General features: G+C 69.9%; 15 protein-coding genes. 2 read left to right on the top strand and 13 right to left on the bottom strand.

Annotated features, from left to right (window positions below; all coding sequences use genetic code 11):
* Positions 1-78 precede the first annotated feature (78 nt).
* Together Sp245p_RS32470 and Sp245p_RS32475 are read left to right on the top strand one after the other, a co-directional pair.
* Positions 79-1,101 (top strand): AAA family ATPase, encoded by a 1,023-nt coding sequence (locus tag Sp245p_RS32470; protein ID WP_014200229.1) that lies wholly within the window; start codon positions 79-81, stop codon positions 1,099-1,101.
* Positions 1,091-1,948: a ParB/RepB/Spo0J family partition protein gene (locus Sp245p_RS32475; RefSeq protein ID WP_014200228.1), complete on the top strand. Its 858-nt coding sequence runs from the start codon at positions 1,091-1,093 to the stop codon at positions 1,946-1,948. The genes Sp245p_RS32470 and Sp245p_RS32475 overlap by 11 nt, the downstream gene beginning before the upstream one ends.
* Before the next feature lie 261 nt (positions 1,949-2,209).
* Here the strand turns inward: Sp245p_RS32475 and xsc are convergent, their stop codons facing one another.
* The 13 genes from xsc to Sp245p_RS32540 all read right to left on the bottom strand — a co-directional run bounded on the left by xsc (position 2,210) and on the right by Sp245p_RS32540 (position 17,908).
* Positions 2,210-3,985: a sulfoacetaldehyde acetyltransferase gene (gene xsc, locus Sp245p_RS32480; RefSeq protein ID WP_014200227.1), complete on the bottom strand. Its 1,776-nt coding sequence runs from the start codon at positions 3,983-3,985 to the stop codon at positions 2,210-2,212.
* A gap of 49 nt (positions 3,986-4,034) precedes the next feature.
* The gene (locus Sp245p_RS32485) at positions 4,035-4,403 is read right to left on the bottom strand and encodes a hypothetical protein (protein ID WP_014200226.1); all 369 of its coding nucleotides are present in this window, start codon (positions 4,401-4,403) and stop codon (positions 4,035-4,037) included.
* A 40-nt stretch (positions 4,404-4,443) separates the two neighbouring features.
* On the bottom strand, positions 4,444-5,409 hold the full coding sequence (locus tag Sp245p_RS32490) for a dimethyl sulfoxide reductase anchor subunit family protein (protein WP_014200225.1): 966 nt from the start codon (positions 5,407-5,409) through the stop codon (positions 4,444-4,446).
* A 12-nt stretch (positions 5,410-5,421) separates the two neighbouring features.
* Positions 5,422-6,177, bottom strand: coding sequence for a 4Fe-4S dicluster domain-containing protein (locus Sp245p_RS32495; RefSeq protein ID WP_014200224.1), 756 nt, complete (start codon positions 6,175-6,177; stop codon positions 5,422-5,424).
* The gene (locus Sp245p_RS32500; RefSeq protein ID WP_109139282.1) at positions 6,174-9,170 is read right to left on the bottom strand and encodes a molybdopterin oxidoreductase family protein; all 2,997 of its coding nucleotides are present in this window, start codon (positions 9,168-9,170) and stop codon (positions 6,174-6,176) included. Before Sp245p_RS32500 ends, Sp245p_RS32495 begins: the two co-directional genes overlap by 4 nt.
* Before the next feature lie 115 nt (positions 9,171-9,285).
* Positions 9,286-10,194, bottom strand: coding sequence for a succinate--CoA ligase subunit alpha (locus tag Sp245p_RS32505; RefSeq protein WP_014200221.1), 909 nt, complete (start codon positions 10,192-10,194; stop codon positions 9,286-9,288).
* The gene (gene sucC / locus Sp245p_RS32510) at positions 10,191-11,315 is read right to left on the bottom strand and encodes an ADP-forming succinate--CoA ligase subunit beta (RefSeq protein ID WP_014200220.1); all 1,125 of its coding nucleotides are present in this window, start codon (positions 11,313-11,315) and stop codon (positions 10,191-10,193) included. The genes Sp245p_RS32505 and sucC overlap by 4 nt, the downstream gene beginning before the upstream one ends.
* Positions 11,316-11,326: 11 nt before the next feature.
* Complete coding sequence (sauS, locus tag Sp245p_RS32515) at positions 11,327-12,754, bottom strand: acylating sulfoacetaldehyde dehydrogenase (RefSeq protein ID WP_014200219.1); 1,428 nt, start codon at positions 12,752-12,754, stop codon at positions 11,327-11,329.
* Between the two features lie 44 nt (positions 12,755-12,798).
* On the bottom strand, positions 12,799-14,352 hold the full coding sequence (locus Sp245p_RS32520) for a tripartite tricarboxylate transporter permease (RefSeq protein WP_014200218.1): 1,554 nt from the start codon (positions 14,350-14,352) through the stop codon (positions 12,799-12,801).
* A gap of 24 nt (positions 14,353-14,376) precedes the next feature.
* On the bottom strand, positions 14,377-14,913 hold the full coding sequence (locus Sp245p_RS32525) for a tripartite tricarboxylate transporter TctB family protein (RefSeq protein ID WP_014200217.1): 537 nt from the start codon (positions 14,911-14,913) through the stop codon (positions 14,377-14,379).
* A 52-nt stretch (positions 14,914-14,965) separates the two neighbouring features.
* A complete protein-coding gene (locus tag Sp245p_RS32530; protein WP_014200216.1) occupies positions 14,966-15,955 on the bottom strand; it encodes a Bug family tripartite tricarboxylate transporter substrate binding protein in 990 nt (329 codons plus the stop codon).
* Positions 15,956-16,007: 52 nt separating this feature from the next.
* A complete protein-coding gene (locus tag Sp245p_RS32535) occupies positions 16,008-17,006 on the bottom strand; it encodes a bifunctional enoyl-CoA hydratase/phosphate acetyltransferase (protein WP_014200215.1) in 999 nt (332 codons plus the stop codon).
* 14 nt (positions 17,007-17,020) lie between these two features.
* Entirely contained in the window at positions 17,021-17,908 is an 888-nt protein-coding gene (locus Sp245p_RS32540) for an IclR family transcriptional regulator (RefSeq protein ID WP_014200214.1), read from the bottom strand.
* Positions 17,909-18,101 lie beyond the last annotated feature (193 nt).

An 18,101-nucleotide genomic window follows, 5' to 3' on the forward strand; every position in this document is an offset into this window, starting at 1 on the left:
GTAGACACCCATTGCGGGGGTTGGGACGACTTGATAGCTTCCCAGACGACTCCGGCACAATGGGGCGACGAGGGGGCAATGACCGGCGACGATTTGAAGCTGCTGCGCGAGAGGCGCGGCCTCACCCAGACACAGATGGCCGCGTTCGTGAACGAACTGACCGGCCGCCGCTACGACAAGCAGCGGCTGAGCAAGTGGGAGACGGGACGCGAACCCCTGCCCCGCGACGTGCTGGGCCGTCTGCTGCTGCTGTCCCTGGAGCAGCCGGCGACCGCAACGCCGCGCGCCGGCACGACCATCGCCATCGGCCTGCAAAAGGGCGGCACGGCCAAGACGGCGACCTCGATCAACGTCGCCTTCATGCTGGCCCGGTCGGGCAACCGCGTGCTGCTGGTGGACGCCGATCCGCAGGGCAACGCCACGGTCCATGTCGGCGTGCCGCAGACCGACGTGGTGGCGCTGACGGAGCAGGGCAGGGTGCTCTACCACGCGCTGATGGGCAAGGCGAAGCTGTCCGAGGTCATCCGCCCGACCAGCGTGGAAGGGCTGGACGTCGTGCCGTCGAGCATCGCGCTCGCCAGCGCCGACACCGAACTGCCCGGCAACCTGACCAACGCCCAGACCGCCATGGCGGAGATGCTGGACGCGGTGCGGGGCGATTACGATTTCATCCTGATCGACTGCGCGCCGAACCTGGGGGCGGTCACCATCAACGCGCTGACCGCGGCGGACTATGTGCTGATCCCCTGCCAAGCGGAGCCGCACGCCATCCTGGGCGTGAACGCCTTCCTGGACACCGTGACGAAGATCCAGCGGCGGCTGAACCCGAACCTGCGGGTGCTGGGCGTGCTGCCGACCATGCTGAACCCGCGTCAGACCCAGGACCGCTCCTCGCTGGACGACATCGGCCGGCTGTGGGGCGAGGATTACCGGGTCTTCCCGCCGGTGCCGCGCGCGACCATCTACGCGCAGGCCGCCGGAGCCAACGTCATCACGCTGGACGCCGACATCGGCGCGCCGGGCGTGGAAAGCTACGCCGCCATCGCCGGTGCCCTTCTGAAGGCCACCGGACGCATCCGGGAGTCGTCCGATGCCGCCTAAGAAGCTGACCCGCCAGACCGCCGCCACGGTTCTGCAAGCCAAGAACACCGCCCCAGCCCTGGAGACCAACCGGCTGTTCGGGTTGACCGGCGCCCTGCCCCGGCTGATCGAGGCCGACGTCGCCGCCATCCGCACCGACCCCAACCAGCCGCGCACCGTCTTCGACGAGACGGCGCTCGCCTCGCTCGCCGCCTCCATCGAGCGGCACGGGCTTCAGCAGCCGGTGCTGGTGCAGGAGACGGCGGAGAAGGGCGTCTACCGCCTCGTGGCCGGTGAGCGCCGCCTGCGCGCCCACCAGATGCTTGGCCGCCCGACCATCGCCGCCATCATCACCAAGGGCAAGGCGGAGGAGATCGCGCTGATCGAGAACGTCCAGCGCGTGGACCTGGACGCCATCGATCTGGCCCGCGGCCTGACCCAGCTCATCGACAGCCATGGCTACGCCCAGGCGGAGGTCGCCGCGGTGCTCGGCTGCTCGGAGGCCGAGGTGTCGAAGCGGCTTAAGGTGCTGGACCTGCCGACCGACATCCTCCGCGAGTACCGGGAGAACCCCGACGCGGTGTCCCGCTCGGCCCTGGTCGAGCTGGCCTTCGTCGGCGATGAAGAGGAGGTGCGGCGGCTGTGGCAGTCGGCGCGCACCGGCGGGCTGACGGTGCAGTCGGTGCGCGCGGCGCGGGCGTCCAAGGCGCCGGGCTCGGTGGAGCCGATGCGCGTGCTGGGCCGCTCGATCAACCGCATCGAGAAGGAGCTGAAGGCCATCGACGCGGTCAGCAACGCGATGCAGAAGGAGCACCGGGAGCTGTTGCGGGACCTGCGGATGCGCATCGACGATCTGCTGGGGGAGTGAAGGGTTTCGAAATCGAAAGCGCCTTTAGATTGCGAAAATTAAAAAATCTTGCAACCTTTGAGTGCTTTCGAAGTCGAAACGCGGAACACCCCAAAGCGTCGGTTTTGGACAGACTTGCCCCCACCCCAACCCTCCCCCGCTGCGCAGGGGAGGGGGCAAAAAAGTTCCCTCCCCTGCGTGAGCGGGGGAGGGTCAGGGTGGGGGCAAGGCCCCTGCAACTCATCTCAAAGAAGCACCGCGTGAACGGCGTGGCGCTTCGCCTTACACGGCCTGTTGCGGGCGCATGTCCGACGGGTCGATGCCGGCGACCGCGACCGGCTTCTTCATGGCGTCGCGGCGGAACGGCTCGCCCAGCTCCTGGTTCAGGATCACCTCGACGAAGGTGGTGATGCCGCGCCCCTGGTCCTCGATGGCCTGGCGCAGGGCGGCGGTCACCTCATCCTGGGTGCGCGCGGTGACGCCCTTCAGGCCGCAACCCTCGGCCACCTTGGCGTAGCTGAGCTTGGGGTTCAGCTCCGTGCCGACGAAGTTGTTGTCGAACCACAGCGTCGTGTTGCGCTTCTCCGCCCCCCACTGGAAGTTCCGGAAGATCACCATGGTGACCGCCGGCCATCCCTCGCGCCCGATGGAGGACATCTCGTTCATCGAGATGCCGAAGGCGCCGTCACCGGCGAAGCCGACCACCGGCGTGCTGGGGCAGCCGATCTTCGCGCCGACGATCGACGGGAAGCCGTAGCCGCAGGGGCCGAACATGCCCGGCGCCAGATACTTCCGCCCCTCCTCGAAGGTGGGGTAGGCGTTGCCGATGGCGCAGTTGTTGCCGATGTCGGTGGAGAGGATGGCGTCCGCCGGCAAGGCGGCCTGGATGGCCCGCCACGCCTGACGGGGCGACATGCGGTCGGACTCGCGCTCGCGCGCCTCGGCGTTCCAGCTCGTTCCGGGATCGTCCTCCTCATGGTCGAGCGAGGACAGCAGCTGAAGCCACGCCGACTTGGTCTGGTGGATCAGCGCGCGGCGCTCCAGCCGGCCCGCATCCCCGGCGCCGGGGGCGAGTTGCGCCAGGATCTGCTGGGCAACCTGCCTAGCGTCGCCGCAGATGCCGACCGATACCTTCTTGGTCAGGCCGATGCGGTCGGGGTTGATGTCCACCTGAATGATCCGCGCGCCCTTCGGCCAATAGTCGATGCCGTAGCCGGGCAAGGTGGAGAAGGGGTTGAGCCGGGTGCCGAGCGCCAGCACGACGTCGGCCTTGGCGATCAACTCCATCGCCGCCTTGGAGCCGTTGTAGCCGAGCGGCCCGACCGACAGCGGGTGGCTGCCGGGGAAGGCGTCGTTGTGCTGATAGCCGCAGCAGACCGGCGCGTCCAGCCGCTCCGCCAGCGCCATGCTGTCCGGAATGGCTCCGCCGATCACCACCCCGGCGCCGTTGAGGATGACCGGGAATTTCGCCTCCGACAGCAGGCGGGCCGCCTCGGCAATGGCCTGCCGCCCGCCCGCCGGGCGCTCCAGCCGGACGATCTGCGGCAGCTCGACGTCGATGACCTGGGTCCAGAAATCGCGCGGCACGTTGATCTGCGCCGGGGCGCAGCCGCGCCACGCCTTCTCGATGACGCGGTTCAGCACCTCGGCCATGCGGCTGGGGTCGCGTACCTCCTCCTGGTAGCAGACCATCTCCCGGAACATGGCCATCTGCTCGACCTCCTGGAAACCGCCCTGGCCGATGGTCTTGTTGGCGGCCTGCGGCGTCACCAGCAGCATCGGCGTGTGATTCCAGTAAGCGGTCTTGATCGAGGTGACGAAGCCGGTCACGCCGGGTCCGTTCTGGGCGATGGCCATGGCCATCTCGCCGGTGACGCGGCTGTAGCCGTCGCAGATCAGGGCGGCGTTGGTCTCGTGCGCGCAGTCCCAGAACCGGATGCCGGCCTTGGGGAAAAGGTCGGAGACCGGCATCATGGCCGATCCGATGATCCCGAAGGCGTGCCGGATGCCGTGCATCTGAAGGACCTTCACGAACGCTTCCTCGGTGGTCATTTTCATGGTGCGCATCCTCGTTTCATGGATGGGATGATGGGGAAGGGCGGGGTGGTCAGCCGGCGATCACGCGCGGCATGGCCCGCTCGCCGGGGCCGGGACAAATGGCGGGCCGGTGCACGGCGATCAGGGGGGCGTAGCCGTCGTCCCCCTCCGGCATCGGCATGCTGAACCAGCGGTAATGGCGCCCGCTCCAGACGAGCAGCCCTCGGCTGAGGCCGTGGCCGTCCACCGCGAAGCGGTCGATCAGGCGACCCGCGAGGCCGGCGGACAGCGGCTCGTAGACGATGCCGGAGCCGGAGCGGAAGCCCACGCGGGGGCAGGAGGGCGAGCCGCAGATGTAGAGGCTCCGGGCATCCATCGCCTTGGCGCGGGTCATCAGGAAGGCCAGGGCGGAGCCGTGATCGGTATGGCCATGCGGCATCTCTGTTCCTTTCCTGTGGTGGGTGGGTGAAGAGGCGGGCTCAGGCTTCCCCGGCGCCGTAGAAGAGGGTCACGGTGTGCTTCGCCTCGGCGAAGAAGAGCCAGCGCTCGGCGACCACCCCCAGCGCGGCGGCGGCGGCGGCCAGCAGCGCCAGCGTGCCGGAGAGGGCGCCGGGGCCGGCGACCAGCGCGCCGAGGCTCAGCGCCGCCGGCAGGGCGAAGGCGGCGAGGCGGGTGATGAAGCGCAGGCGGGCGGCGTGGCGGCGCCCGACGCGGAAGCCCATTTCCTTGAGCAGGTAGTTGTCCTCGCTGTGCGGGGCGTCGAGCAGGCGGACCCGCCCGATGTGACCCAGCCCGGTGGCAGCTTCCGCCGTGCTGACGGGGCGGGCGGTGGCGCAGTGGCGCCAATGCCCCTCCTTCGCTGCCCAGGCCAGCGCCACCGACGCCAGCGCCAGCAGGGAGGACCAGCCCGCCGCCTGCCCCGCCACGCCGAGCAGCGCGTTCAGCAGCAGCGCCCCGGTCATCAGCGACAGCGCCAAGTACGTGCGCGGCACCCAGGGGTTGGCCCACTGGCGGATCGGCTTCAGCGAAGCGTAGATCATTGCCGTGCAGTAGACGGTGACCGCCGCCATCGCCGCGGTGATCCAGCCGGCGATGCCCGCCACGCCGCTCCCGCCGCCGTCAGTGCCGGTCGCCAGGACGATCCAGGCGATGGCGAAGACGCCCGCCGGCAGGAAGGTGGCGACCGCCGCCACCCCTTCGCGCGACAGCCAGGAACTGCGCCATTGCGACAGCGCCCGCCACGCCCGCTCCGGCCGGCCGAGATGGGCCAGCGAGGACAGCAGCCCGGCCACCACCAGACCCAAGGCGAGGGCGAGGGCGGTGAGGCCGAACAGCGGGCTCGCCGGCAGCAGGCCGAACGGCGCCAGCAGGCCGAGCAGGGCGAGCAGGCCGTAGCCGGCGCCCGCTGCGCTCGTGAAGAAGATGATGGAGAAGGCCGGATGCATAAGAACCCTCCCTTAGCGCGCCAGGATGCGGTCGGCCCATTTCAGCAGGCCGTGGAGTGGCAGGTCGTCGTTGGCGCTGTCCCTGGTGACGCGCTCGTCGAGCGCCAGGGTGGGGCGGGGCCGGGGCGGCAGGTACTTGTTGGTCGGCTCGTAGCCAAGCTCCGGCATGAGGTCGTAGCCGCCGCGCTCCGCCACCAGCTTCGAGACGGCGGACGTGGGATCGGCAAGGTCGCCGAAATGCCGGGCGGAGGTCGGGCAGACCATGACGCAGGCCGGCACCCGCTCCGCCTCATCCAAGGTCTCGTTGTGGATGCGGTCGATGCACAGGGTGCATTTCTTCATCACGCCGACGTCCTGGTCGAACTCCCGCGCGCCGTAGGGGCACGCCCAGGAGCACAGCTTGCAGCCGATGCACAGATCCTCGTTGACCAGCACGATGCCGTCCTCGGCCCGTTTGTAGGAGGCGCCGGTCGGGCAGACGGTCACGCAGGCCGGCTGTTCGCAATGCAGGCAGGAGCGCGGGAAGTTGGTGGTGCGCGACTCGCAGCCGCTCTCCCCGGTTCCGGCCTCGAAGCTGTGGATGCGGTTGAACCACACCCCGTCCGGACCGGAACCGTAGGCGTCGTAATCGGTCAGCGGCGCCATGTGGCCGCCGGCGTTCCACTGCTTGCAGGCCACCGCGCAGGCGTGGCAGCCGACGCAGGTGTCGAGGTCGATGACCAGCCCCAGCCGAGGGGCGCCGGGCTCGCGGTTGGGAAGGCTCGTCATGACCGGACTCCCCGAGACGCGGACCGGAAGGCGGCGCCGGTGCGCAGGATGGCGGGCGGCGGCTCGACGCCCGGCGGCATGGCCTGGGCGGGGAAGCGCGGCATCGTCTCGGCCCGTTCCTTCGGCGGGGCCTTCTCGACGCGGACGCGCAGGTCGTACCAAGCGGCCTGCCCGGTCACCGGGTCGGCGTTGGCGTGGCGGTAGCCGTTGCGCTCCGGCAGCAGTTCCGAGATCAGGTGATTGAGCAGGAAGCCCTTCGTCCCCTCCGGCGCGTCGGTGGACAGGTTCCAGGCGCCGGAGCGCTTGCCGATGGCGTTCCAGGTCCACACCGTTCCGGCCTCCACCCCGTCCATCAGCCGGACCGGCACCCGGATGCGCCCGGTCGGGCTGGTCACCCAGGCCCAGTCGCCGTCGGCGAGGCCGAGCGCCTCGGCTGTCTGGCGGGCGATGTAGAGGCTGTTGCGCGCCAGGATCTGCCGCAGCCAGGCGTTCTGCGATCCCCAGGAATGGTACATGGGCATCGGGCGCTGGGTAACGGCGTGCAGCGGGAAGGCGCCCTCGTCCAGCCCCTCCTCCTCCAGCGGCGGGTACCAGAAGGGCAGGGGGTCGAAGTAGGTCTCCACCCGCTGCCGCTTGTCGGGTGGCGGCACCACCGCGCCGTGCCCGCGCGCGGCGAGGCGGAATTTCTGGAGCGGCTCGACGTAGAGCTGGAGGATCACCGGCTCCGGCTTGTCGAGGAAGCCCATGCGGGTGGCGGTCTCCAGATAGGCCTGGTTGGCGTGCTTGAAATAGTGCTGCTCCGGCGGCAGCTCGAAATGCCAGAAGCAGCCGTTGCGGACGTAGCGGTCGAGCTGGTCCGGGTTGGGCGTACCCTTGCCGGCCGCCGTGCCGTCGGCGCCGCGCCAGCCGGCCAGCGGGCCGATGCCGGGCTTGCGCTGGTGGTTGGTCATGTAGTCGGGATAGCCGCCGGGGTAGCGCGGGCTGCCGTCCTCCCGGACGAAGGCGGGCAGGCCGAGACGGGCGCCCAGCTCGATCAGCACGTCCTGGAAGGGCCGCACGTCGCGGTCGGGGATCAGCACCGGCTGGCGGATGGAATCGCCGGGACCGTGCGCGCTGCCGATCGGGCGGTCGAGCAGCGAGATGCAGTCCCACCGCTCCAGATAGGTGGTGTCGGCCAGCACGAGGTCGGCGTAGGCCACCATCTCCGAGGCGTAGGCGTCGCAATAGACGATGAAGGGGATGCGGTACTCGCCGCTGTCGGGGTCCTTGTCGGACAGCATCCGCATCGTCTCGGACGTGTTCATCGACGAGTTCCAGGCCATGTTGGCCATGTACATGAACAGCGTGTCGACGCGGTACGGATCACCCTCCCAGGCGTTGGCGACCACCATGTGCATCAGCCCGTGCACCGACAACGGCGCGTCCCAGCTGAAGGCCTTGTCGATGCGCAGCGGCTGCCCGTCCTCGCCGACCAGCAAATCCTCCGGCCCCATGGGGTAGCCGAGCGGCATCCCGGCGACGGCTTTGCCGGGGCCGGTCTCGCCGCGCTTGCCGGCGGGCTTGGGACCCGGCGGGGCGGGGCGGGGGTAGGGCGACTTGTAGCGCCAGCCCCCCGGCACGTCGATGGTGCCCAGCAGGACCTGCAGGATGTGGATGGCCCGGCAGGTGTGGAAGCCGTTGGAATGGGCGGAGATTCCGCGCATGGCGTGCATGGCGATGGGCCGCCCGACCATCCGTTCGTGGCGCCGCCCCGCCCAGTCGGTCCAGGGCTGCTCGATGGTCAGCGTCTCCTGGAAGGCGAGGTGGGCCATCTCGGCGGCGATGCGGCGGATGGTGTCGGCGGGGACGCCGCAGCGCTCGGCCACCGCCTCCGGCGCGTGCTGCGGGTCGAGGTAGCGTTCGGCCAGCAGATGGAAGGAGGGCACGGCCCGCCGCCCGTCCGGCAGGGTGACGGCGCCGACCAGCGCCGGGCGGATATCGGCGGCGGTGGCCGGAACGGCGCGCCGCTCCACCGCGTCCCAAGCCAGCGGGACGCCGTCGGCGTCGCGGGCGAACAGGCCGTCGTCCGGCGCGCCAGGGTCCTGGATGACCAGCCAGGGGGCGTTGGTGTAGCGGACCAGATACTCGGCGTCGATGCGGTCGGCGCGCAGCAGCTCGTGGATCAGGGCGAAAACGAACAGCCCGTCGCTGCCCGGACGGATGCCGACCCACTCGTCGGCGATGGCGGAATAGCCGGTCTTGATCGGGTTGACGGAGACGATCTTGGCGCCGCGCGCCTTCATCTTCGACAGGCCGATCTTGATCGGGTTGCTGTCATGGTCCTCGGCGACGCCGAACAGCAGCAGATAGCGGGTGTGGTCCCAGTCCGGCTCCCCGAACTCCCAGAAGCTGCCGCCCAGCGTGTACATGCCCGCCGCCGCCATGTTGACGGAGCAGAAGCCGCCGTGCGCCGCGAAATTGGGCGTGCCGAACTGCGCCGCCCAGAAGCCGGTCAGCGACTGGCTCTGGTCGCGCCCGGTGAAAAAGGCGAGCTTGCTGGGGTCGCTGTTGCGGATTTTGGACAGGCGCTCGGTCAGGATGGTCAGCGCCTCGTCCCACTCGATCTCGCGGAACTCGCCGGTGCCGCGCTCCCCGGTGCGCAGCAGGGGCTTGCGCAGCTTGGCCGGGGAGTTCTGGGTCATGATGCCGGCGGAGCCCTTGGCGCAGATCACGCCGTGATTCACCGGATGGTCCTTGTTCCCCTCGATGAAGCGGAGCTGGCCGTCCTTGATGTGCACTTTGATGCCGCAGCGGCAGGCGCACATGTAGCAGGTGGTGTATTTGACCGTGTCGGAGACGGTCGGCGAGGGGTTCAGCTCCTCGCGCGGCGACTGGTAGCGGTCGAGCCAGCCGCGCGCGTCCTCGGGCGCCGCCGGCCCGCTCCTTCGCTGGAAGCCCTGGGTGAAGGCGAACCCGCGCGCACGCTGGCCGCCGACGTCGTCGATCTTCGCCATCCTGATCCGTTCCTTCCGGTATGCCTCCCCCGTTCCCTCCCGGCGGGGGCCGGGAGAGGGGGCCGGGAAAGGGGGCAGTGCTGCCGTACCGTTCTTCAAAAAGGCGGCTGAGCGGTCAGTCCGCGAGCCGCTGCGCGCCCGACCGTTTCGCGGCCTCGGCCATCAGCGCGTCGAGGGCCGCCGGCAGGTCGCCGGGCACGTCCACCACGACAGCCCCGGCCCGTTCCAGCGCGCCGCGCTTGGAGGCATAGCTGCCGCGGTCGCCGGTCACGATGGCGCCGGCGTGGCCCATCTTCTTGCCCGGCGGGGAGGCGCGGCCGGCGATGAAGGAGACGACGGGCTTGTCCGTCTTCGCCACCAGCTCCGCCGCTTCCTCCTCCATGCTGCCGCCGATCTCGCCGACGAGCGCGATGGCGTCGGTGCCCGGATCGTCGATCAGGGCGGCCAGCGCGTCCTTGGTCGTCGTGCCGATCATCGGGTCGCCGCCGATGCCGAGGAAGGCCGACTGCCCATGGCCGCCGCGCACAAGGTTCAGGCAGACCAGCGTGCCCAGGCTGCCGCTGCGCGAGATGACGCCGACCCGGCCCGGCTGGAAGACGCGCGGGTTGAAGGCCGGCATGATGCCGACGAAGCCCTCGCCCGGCGTCACGATGCCGGCGGTGTTCGGCCCGATGATGCGGGTGCCGTGCTCCGCCGCCGCGGCGTGCATCTCCATCACGTCGTGCGACGGGATGTGTTCGGTCAGGCAGACGACGGTCTTGGCGCCCGCCTCGATGGCGTCGATGGCGGCGGCCTTGGCGGCGGCGGGCGGGATGAACATCACCGACACGTCGAAGCCGCCGCTCGCCATCGCCTCCTTCGCGGTGGCGAAGATGGGCACGCCGCAATGGCTCTGCCCGGCCTTCTTCGGGTTCACGCCGCCGACCACGGTGGTGCCGTAGGCCTGCATCTGCTCGGTCCAGAAGGTGCCCTGCTTGCCGGTGATGCCCTGCACCAGGACCCGGTCGCTCTTGCGTACGATCATCGCGCGGCCTCCACGGCTGCCGAGATGGCGTCTTCCATCCGGTCGTAGGGTTCGATCCCCAATTCTTCCCGCACCATGCGCACGGCCTCGTCCTCGCCGGTGCCGTGGATGGAGAAGAAGACGGGGACGGTGGGGTTCAGCGTCTTCCAGGCCTGGATCACGCCACCGGCCATCACGTCGGTGCGGGCGAAGGCGCCGCAGAAATTGACGACGAGGCTTTTGACGCCGGGGTTGGACAGCACGAGGTCCAGCGCCTCCGTCCCCTTGGTGTAGGCCTCGCCGCCGATCTCCAGGAAGTTGGCGGGGCGACCGCCGGCGTGGCTGACCACGTCCATGGTCGTCATGGTCAGCCCGGCGCCGTTCGCCAGGACGCCGACGTTGCCCTCCAGCTCGATGTATTTGAGGTCGAGCGCCCGCCCGCGCTCCTCCAGCGCCGACAGCGGCTCCTTGGCGCCCAGTTCGGCGATGTCGGCCTGCCGGTAGAGGGCGGCATCGTCCACCGTCAGCTTGCAGTCCAGCGGCACGACGCGGCCGTCGGCGAGCAGGGCGAGCGGGTTGATCTCCAGCAGCTCGGCGTCGTGCTGGCGATAGACGCGGTAGAGATCGACCAGCATCGCCGCCACCGGCACCGCGGCCTCGCCGAGGTCCAGCCCCAGCAGCAGGCGGCGCGCGTCCGCCGGGCCGAAGCCCTTGCGGATGTCCACCGCCATGCGGCGCAGGGATTCGGGGCGGGTCGCCGCGACCTCCTCGATGTCCATGCCGCCCTCGGTGGAGAACAGCACGAGCGGGCTGCGGCTGGCCGGGTCGTTCAGCACCGCGGCGTAGAATTCGCGGGCGATGGCCGCCTGCTCCTCGACCAGGACGCGGGCGACCGGGAAGCCGCCGATCTCCATGCCCAGGATGGCCTGCGCGGATGCCGCGGCCTCCTCCGGCGTGGCGGCCAGCTTGACGCCGCCCGACTTGCCGCGCTTGCCCGTGGGCACCTGCGCCTTGACCACCACCGGCCCGATGGCGCGGGCGGCCGCTTCGGCCTCCTGCGCGCTGGCGCAGAGGCGGCCCTGCGGAACGCTCACCCCGGCGCGGGCGAGAACGGATTTTCCAGCCTGTTCCTCGAAGTTCATCGTCGCCTCCGTCAGCGTCCGTGGCGGGACCAGAAGGGGCCGAACAGGGCCTCTTCGCTCGGCTTGTCCTCCGGGATCGGGCGGACGAGGTGGGTGATGTTGACGAAGTGCTTCCAGCTCAGGTTCTCGGAGATGGAGTTCTTCTGCCAGCTCCCGCAGCCCATGGAGAGGGTGAAGTTCAGCCCGCTGTCGAAGCCGCCGCCGTTGCCGAAGGTGTGGGCGAAGTTGACCAGCACGCGCACCACGTCCAGCTCGTCGGCCAGCCGCTTGGCGTGCGCCTCGTCCCGCGTGTGGATGCCGCAGGAATGGCCGCGCCCCTGGTGGTCGAGGATCTTGCGCACCTGATCGACCGCCGCGTCGAAGTCCGGCACCCGGTAGACCGCCAGCACCAGCGACAGCTTCTCGCCGGAGAAGGGATGCGCCTTGCCGACGCCCGTCTCCTCGACCAGGAAGAAGCGGGCCTCCCGCGCCTTGGGCGCCAGCTCGAACGCCTCGGCCAGGATGGCGGGGTCCTTGGCGATCAGCTTGCGGTTCAGCTTGCCGTTCTCCCACAGGCGGGACTGCACGCGCTCCCGCTCCTCAGGGGTACAGAGGTGGGCGCCGGCCTCCTCCAGCGCCGCGATGGTCGCGTCGTAGACGGAGTCGAGGACGACGAGCGCGTTTTCCGACGAGCAGGAGGTGGAATTGTCGAAGGTCTTGGAGGCGCCGATCTTGCGCGCCGCCTCGGCCAGATCGGCGCTCTCGTCCACGATGACCGGGACGTTGCCGGCCCCGACGCCGATGGCCGGGGTGCCGCTGGAATAGGCGCGGCGCACGTTGTCCTGCGAGCCGGTGACGACGACGAGGTCGACCGCCTCCATCAGCGCCTGGGTCAGGCCCTTGGTGATGGGGGTGGGGATCATCTGCACCAGATCCTCCGGCGCGCCGATGCGCGCCAGTTCGGCCCGCATCAGCTCGACCGTGCGGCCGGTGGCGGCGGAGCCCATGGGGGAGGGGGCGATGATGATGGCGTTGCGGCCCTTGACGGCCATCATCGCCTTGTTGACCGGGGTGGCCGCCGGGTTGGTGGAGGGGGTGACGGCGCCGACGACGCCCAGCGGCTTGGCGATCTTGACGATGCCCTTGGCGGTGTCCTCCTCGATCACGCCGACGGTGCGCACCCGCATCAGGTCGCGCAGCGTGCCGAAGGTCTTGCGCTGGTTCTTGACGATCTTGTCCGCGACGTTGCCGAGGCCGGTGTCGGCCACCGCCAGTTCCGCCAGGGCGCGGGCGCGGCCCGGCTCGTAGATGGCCCAGGCGAGGGCGGCGACGGCGTCGTCCACCCGCTCCTGCGTCGCGTCGGCGAAGGCGCGCTGGGCGGTGCGGGCGCGGGCGACGAGGGCGGCGATGGCCTCCTGGTCGGCGCTGGCCGGCGTTCGGTCGAGCATGATGTTGTCCATTTGCTTGTCTCTCTCCCTGAAGGTTCGTTCGTTGGTTCGGACGGTCAGGCTTTGAGCACCCGGTGCGGAGGCTCCTTCGGGGCCGGATCGCCGTGGGTGGGATCGTTGGGAGGACGGCGGAGCAGGGGCTTCACCACCGGCCACATCGACCAGGCGAGGAAGATCGCGGACAGCGCCAGGATCGTGCCGCTGATCGGGCGGGTGAAGAACACCGCCATGTTGCCTTCGTAGTTGGCGAGCGAGGTGAGGAAGTAGCGCTCGCACAGCGGCCCCAGGATCACGCCCACCACCAACGGGGCCGGCGGGAAGTTGGTGCGCTTCATGAAGTAGCCGACGACGCCGAAGGCGAGGCAGACATAGACGTCGAAGAGGTTGTTGCGCACGCCGTAGGCGCCGACGACGCTGAGCACGATGATGAAGGCGCCGAGGATGGCCGGCGGCACGCGCATCAGCGTCGAGAAGACCCGCGCCACGCCCATCGCCGCGACGATCATCAGCAGATTGGCGATCAGCATGCTGGCGAAGATCGTGTAGACCAGCGTGGTGTTCGAGGTGAAGAGGAGCGGGCCGGGGTTCAGCCCGTGGATCAGCATGGCGGCCAGCATGATCGCCGTGGCGGCGCTGCCGGGGATGCCCAGCGTCAGCAACGGGATCATGGCGGTGCCGGTGGTGGCGTTCTTGGCCGCCTCCGGGGCCGCCAGCCCTTCCTCCATGCCGGTGCCGAAGCGGTCGCCCTTGCCGCAGGCCTGCTTCTCCACGCTGTAGGCGATGACCGCCCCCACCGTGGCCCCGGCGCCGGGGATGACGCCGATGGTGCAGCCGACGCCGGTGCCGCGCAGCACGGAGGACTTCACCCGCCACAGGTCGGACAGACCGACCTGCTTGCCGGGCTTTGTGGCGACGGAGCGGGCGCCGCCGGCCCGCTTGCAGATCAGGTCAACCACTTCGCCGATGGCGAAGAGGCCAATCATCACGACGGTGAAGTTGATGCCGCTCTCCAGGTCGGGGACGCCCAGCGTCAGCCGGGGCATGCCGTACATCGGATCGACGCCGACCGTCCCGATGAGCAGGCCGAGGAACATCGAGAGCGCGCTCATCAGCGGGGCGTCCTTGGCGATGGCGATGACGCTGACGAGGCCCAGGATGGTGGCGGCGAAGAATTCCGGCTGGTCGAACTTCAGCGCGAAGCTGGCGAAGGGCGGGGCGCCGAAGGTCAGCAGCAGCGCGCTGACCAGCCCGCCGAAGGCCGACGCGGTGATGGCGATGCTCAAGGCCCGCGAGGACAGGCCCTTGCGCGTCATCGGGTAGCCGTCCCAGCAACTCGGCAGCGAGGCCGGCGTGCCGGGGATGTTGATGAGGATCGAGGAGATCGAGCCGCCGAACACGCCACCCACATAGATGCCGCCGAGGAAGGACATCGCCGTGACCGGCGGCAGCAGGTAGGTGAAGGGCAGGGCGATGGCCATGGCGTTCACGAAGGAGATGCCCGGCAAAGCGCCGGCCACCACCCCGAGCATCAGGCCCGAGACGAGGAAGACGAAATTGTACGGATCGAGCGCGCCGGCGAAGCCACCGGCCAGATTGGCGAGGATATCCATGGGACGATCCCTCCGGTGGCCGGCTCAGTAGATGCCGAGCAGGCGGTAGAGCGCGACGGTGAAGCCGTCGAAGACGCCTTGGCCGCGGTTCAGCGGCATCTGGGCGAGCAGGACGAAGATGTAGAGGAGCGCCACGCAGCCGATGCCGGTGACCAGCGCCAGCGTCAGCGGGCGCCGGATGCCCCCGATCAGGCACCACAGGGCGACGAAGGCCGCGGTGGCGATGGGAAAGCCGAGCTGCGGCAGGGCGATGCCGTACAGGACGACCAGCCCCAGCCCGATCATGGCCCGGCCATAGGCGTAGCCTTCGTATTCCTCATCGATCGGCGTGTGCCGCTGGGCCGCGCGGCGCAGCGCCAGGAGTTCCCTGGCGATCCAGATCAGGGCGCACAGCCCGACCGCGCCCAGCATCAGCCGGGGCCATCCCGTCGGTCCCACCGGGTCCGGCAGGCTGGCGATCATGGTGCTGTCGCGCACGATGTGTTGCGAGAGAAGAAGCGACCCGAAGAGCAGGGCCGCGGGTGTCGCCAGCCGGCGAAGACCGTGGGACAGGGGAGTCACGGTTCCCTCCCTGAGGAGCGATGAAACGGGTGGGGCGGATTTGGAACCGGACTCAGCCCGGTGTCTGGCCGACGGTCTTGGTCGCGAAGCGGTCCAGATAGCCCTTCACGGTTTCATAAAAGGCCTTGACCTCCTCCTTGGCCTGGTCCGGCGACACCAGCGTGTCGACGCAGGTGAAGGTGTCGGCGCAGAAGGTCTTCCACTCCGGGCTCGCCAGCACCTTCGCGGCGGCCTCGTGCAGTTTCTGCACGCGCTCCGGCGGCGTGCTGGCGGGCACCGCCAGCGTGCGGAAGTTGGGCAGGTCGCCGATGTCCAACCCCAGCTCCGCCGAGGCCGGCACGTCGGGGAAGGAGGGGTGGCGCTGCTTGTCGAAGACGACGATCGGGCGCAGGTCGCCGGATTTCAGGAACTGGGCGACGTCACCCGGCTCCTCGTAGATCGCGTCGGTGTGGCCGCCGATGGGCGAGGCGTAGCGCTCCGACGGGCGGGCGAAGGGGACGTTGGTCACTGGCACGCCCTGGCTTCCCAGATACTTCAGCGTGATGTCGTCCTGCGTGCCGTAGCCGGAGGTGGCGACGCGCAGCTTGCCGGGGTTGGCCTTGGCGTGGGCGGCGAACTCCTCGTAGGTCTTGAAGGGGCTGTTCTTTGAGACGTAGAGCATCGATGGCGAGTTCTGCATCATCGCCACATAGACGAAATTGTCCGGCTTCGCCGTGCCCAGGCCCGACGCCCAGGAGGAGACGGACAGCGCGATCAGCGTGCCGACCGTGTAGCCGTCGGCCGGGTTGGTCAGGACCCGCGTCAGGCCCGCGTTGCCCGACGCGCCGGACACGTTCACGACGGGCATGGCGACGCGGAGATGGGGTTCGGCGAGGCGGGCGAACTGGCGCGCCATCAGGTCGGCGCCGCCGCCGGCCCCGAAGGTTGCGATGACCTCGATGGGGCGCGACGGGTAGTCGTCGGCGCGCGCCGGGTCGGATGACAGGACGGGTGTCAGCAGCGCGGCCACCGCCGCGGTGAGCGTCAAGGCGTTGCGGAGCATTTGCATTCCCTCCCAGGGTTTATTTTTGGCGGGGTTTGTTTTTTTTGGACTGTCAGGCGTGCAGGCCGGGTGCGGCGCCTCCCTTGGCTGCGGTGGTGGGGTAGGGCGCGCCCGGCGTGGCGGAGCGGCGGCGCCCGGCGACGATCTGGGCGATGGCGGCGGCGGCGATGCGGGCCGCCGGCGGGTCGGCGCGCGATGTGAGGACGATCGGCACCGCCGCACCCAGCACGACGCCCGCGGCGACCGCGTCCAGGAAATGCACCAGCGCCTTGAACAGGGCGTTGCCGGTCTCGATGTTCGGCACCACCAGGATGTCGGCGGCCCCGGCGCAGGGGTGGGTCAGGTTCTTGATCCGCGCCGCCTCGGCGGAGACCGCGAGGTCGAGCGCCAGCGGCCCGAACACCGTCGCGCCCGGCACCTCCTGTTGGCACAGGCGGGTCAGCCGGTCGGCGTCCATGCTGGAGGGCACCCGTTCGGTCACCTCCTCGGTGCAGGAGAGCAGGGCCACGCGCGGGTCGCTGCCGCCGACCAGCCGCCACAGTTCCACGGCGTTGCGGATGATGTCCAGCCGGGTGTTCAGCGACGGCGCCACATTGATCGCCGCGTCGGTGATGACCAACTCGCGCCCCGAACCGGGAAGCGTCATATGGAAGGCGTGGGTGAAGCGGCGGCCGGTGCGCAGCCCGTTTTTCGGGTGCAGGGCCGCGAGCATCAGCGTGTCGGTGTGGATGTGCCCTTTCATCAGCGCGCCGACGTCGCCGGAGCGGGCGAGCGCCACCGCGATCCGCGCCGCCGCCGCGTCGTCGCGGGCCGGAACCACGCAGGCTCCGTGGAGCGTCCAGCCGATCCGGCGGGCGCTGTCGGCGATGGCCGTGGGATCGCCGACGAGGACCGGCTCGATAAGGCCGAGGGCGGTGGCGCGCCGCGCGCTTTCCAGCGCGACCGGCGATCCCGCGGCGACCACCGCGGTGGGAACCGGCTCCAGGGCGGCGCTGCGCGCCATCAGCCGGGCCGGGCATCCGGCGGCGGTCGTTTCAAGCGTCCTTGCCATGGCGTCCGTCGTCCTTAGGGTGAGAGGGCCGGCTCGGCCGGGGCGGCGTCGATGCCCAGCGCGTGGGCCATGTCGCTTGCGGCGCGGTGCAGGACCGGCAGCCGGTCGGCCACCGATTCCCGCGACAGCCGGACCTTCGGCGCCTGCACCGCCAGGGCGGCGACCATCCGTCCCGCGCCGTCGCGGATCGGCACCGCCGCGCAGAAGACGCCCGGCATGTATTCCTCGTCGTCGAAGGAATGGCCGCAGGCGGCGATGCTGTCCAATTCCGCGCGGAACAGCGCCGGGTCGCACAGCGTCGCCGCCGCCATCCGGGGCAGCGGCAGGCACTCCAGCAGGCGCCGCCGCGGCAGGTCCGGCAGGAAGGCGAGGAACAGCTTGCCCATCGCCGTGCAGTGAAGCGGCACCCGTGAGCCGACGCCGAATTCCAGCCGCAGGGGCCAGTTTTCCACCTCGACGCGGTCGAGATAGACGACGTCGCCGCCCTCCAGCACGCCGATGTTGCAGGTCTCCCCCAGCTCCAGGCTGAGCGCCCGCAGCCGGGCGTGCGACGGCGCCTGGGCCAGGGAGCTGCGCAGCGTGTTGAGCGCCAGGGTGCGCAGCTTCGGGCCGACGGTCACCAGCCGGCCGTCGATCGGGCGGGCGAGGAAGCCGCGTTCCTCCAGCATGGCGATCAGCCGGTGCGCGGTTGGCTTCGGCAGGGCCAGCTTCTCGGCGATGTCCTTGACGGCCATCGGCTGCCCCGCCCCGGCCACTGCGTCCAGCAACGCCAGGACGCGGTCGGTGAGGGGACGGCGGTCGGCAGAGTTGTTGTCGGCCGCGCCGGTGTCGGCGGCATCGTCAATGGTTGGTTCGGGGGGCTCCCGCAACGGACCGGAGCCCACGGCGATCTTCCGCGTCATCGTTCCTCCCCGTGACTGGAAGCGTATCGCGCGGCCTCTTGGTCTCATTCAGCGATACGATTTGTATCATTAACTCACAGGACCCTGGGTCGCGCAAGCCCCAAAAGTTCGTGTACCCAATTATCCATGCATACGGGGGCATGCCCCGCCGGCATTCCGCGGCTTGGGCAATGAAACGTCAGGTTTTGAAGAA

The organism is Azospirillum baldaniorum, assembly GCF_003119195.2.
GTDB classification, from domain to species: domain Bacteria; phylum Pseudomonadota; class Alphaproteobacteria; order Azospirillales; family Azospirillaceae; genus Azospirillum; species Azospirillum baldaniorum.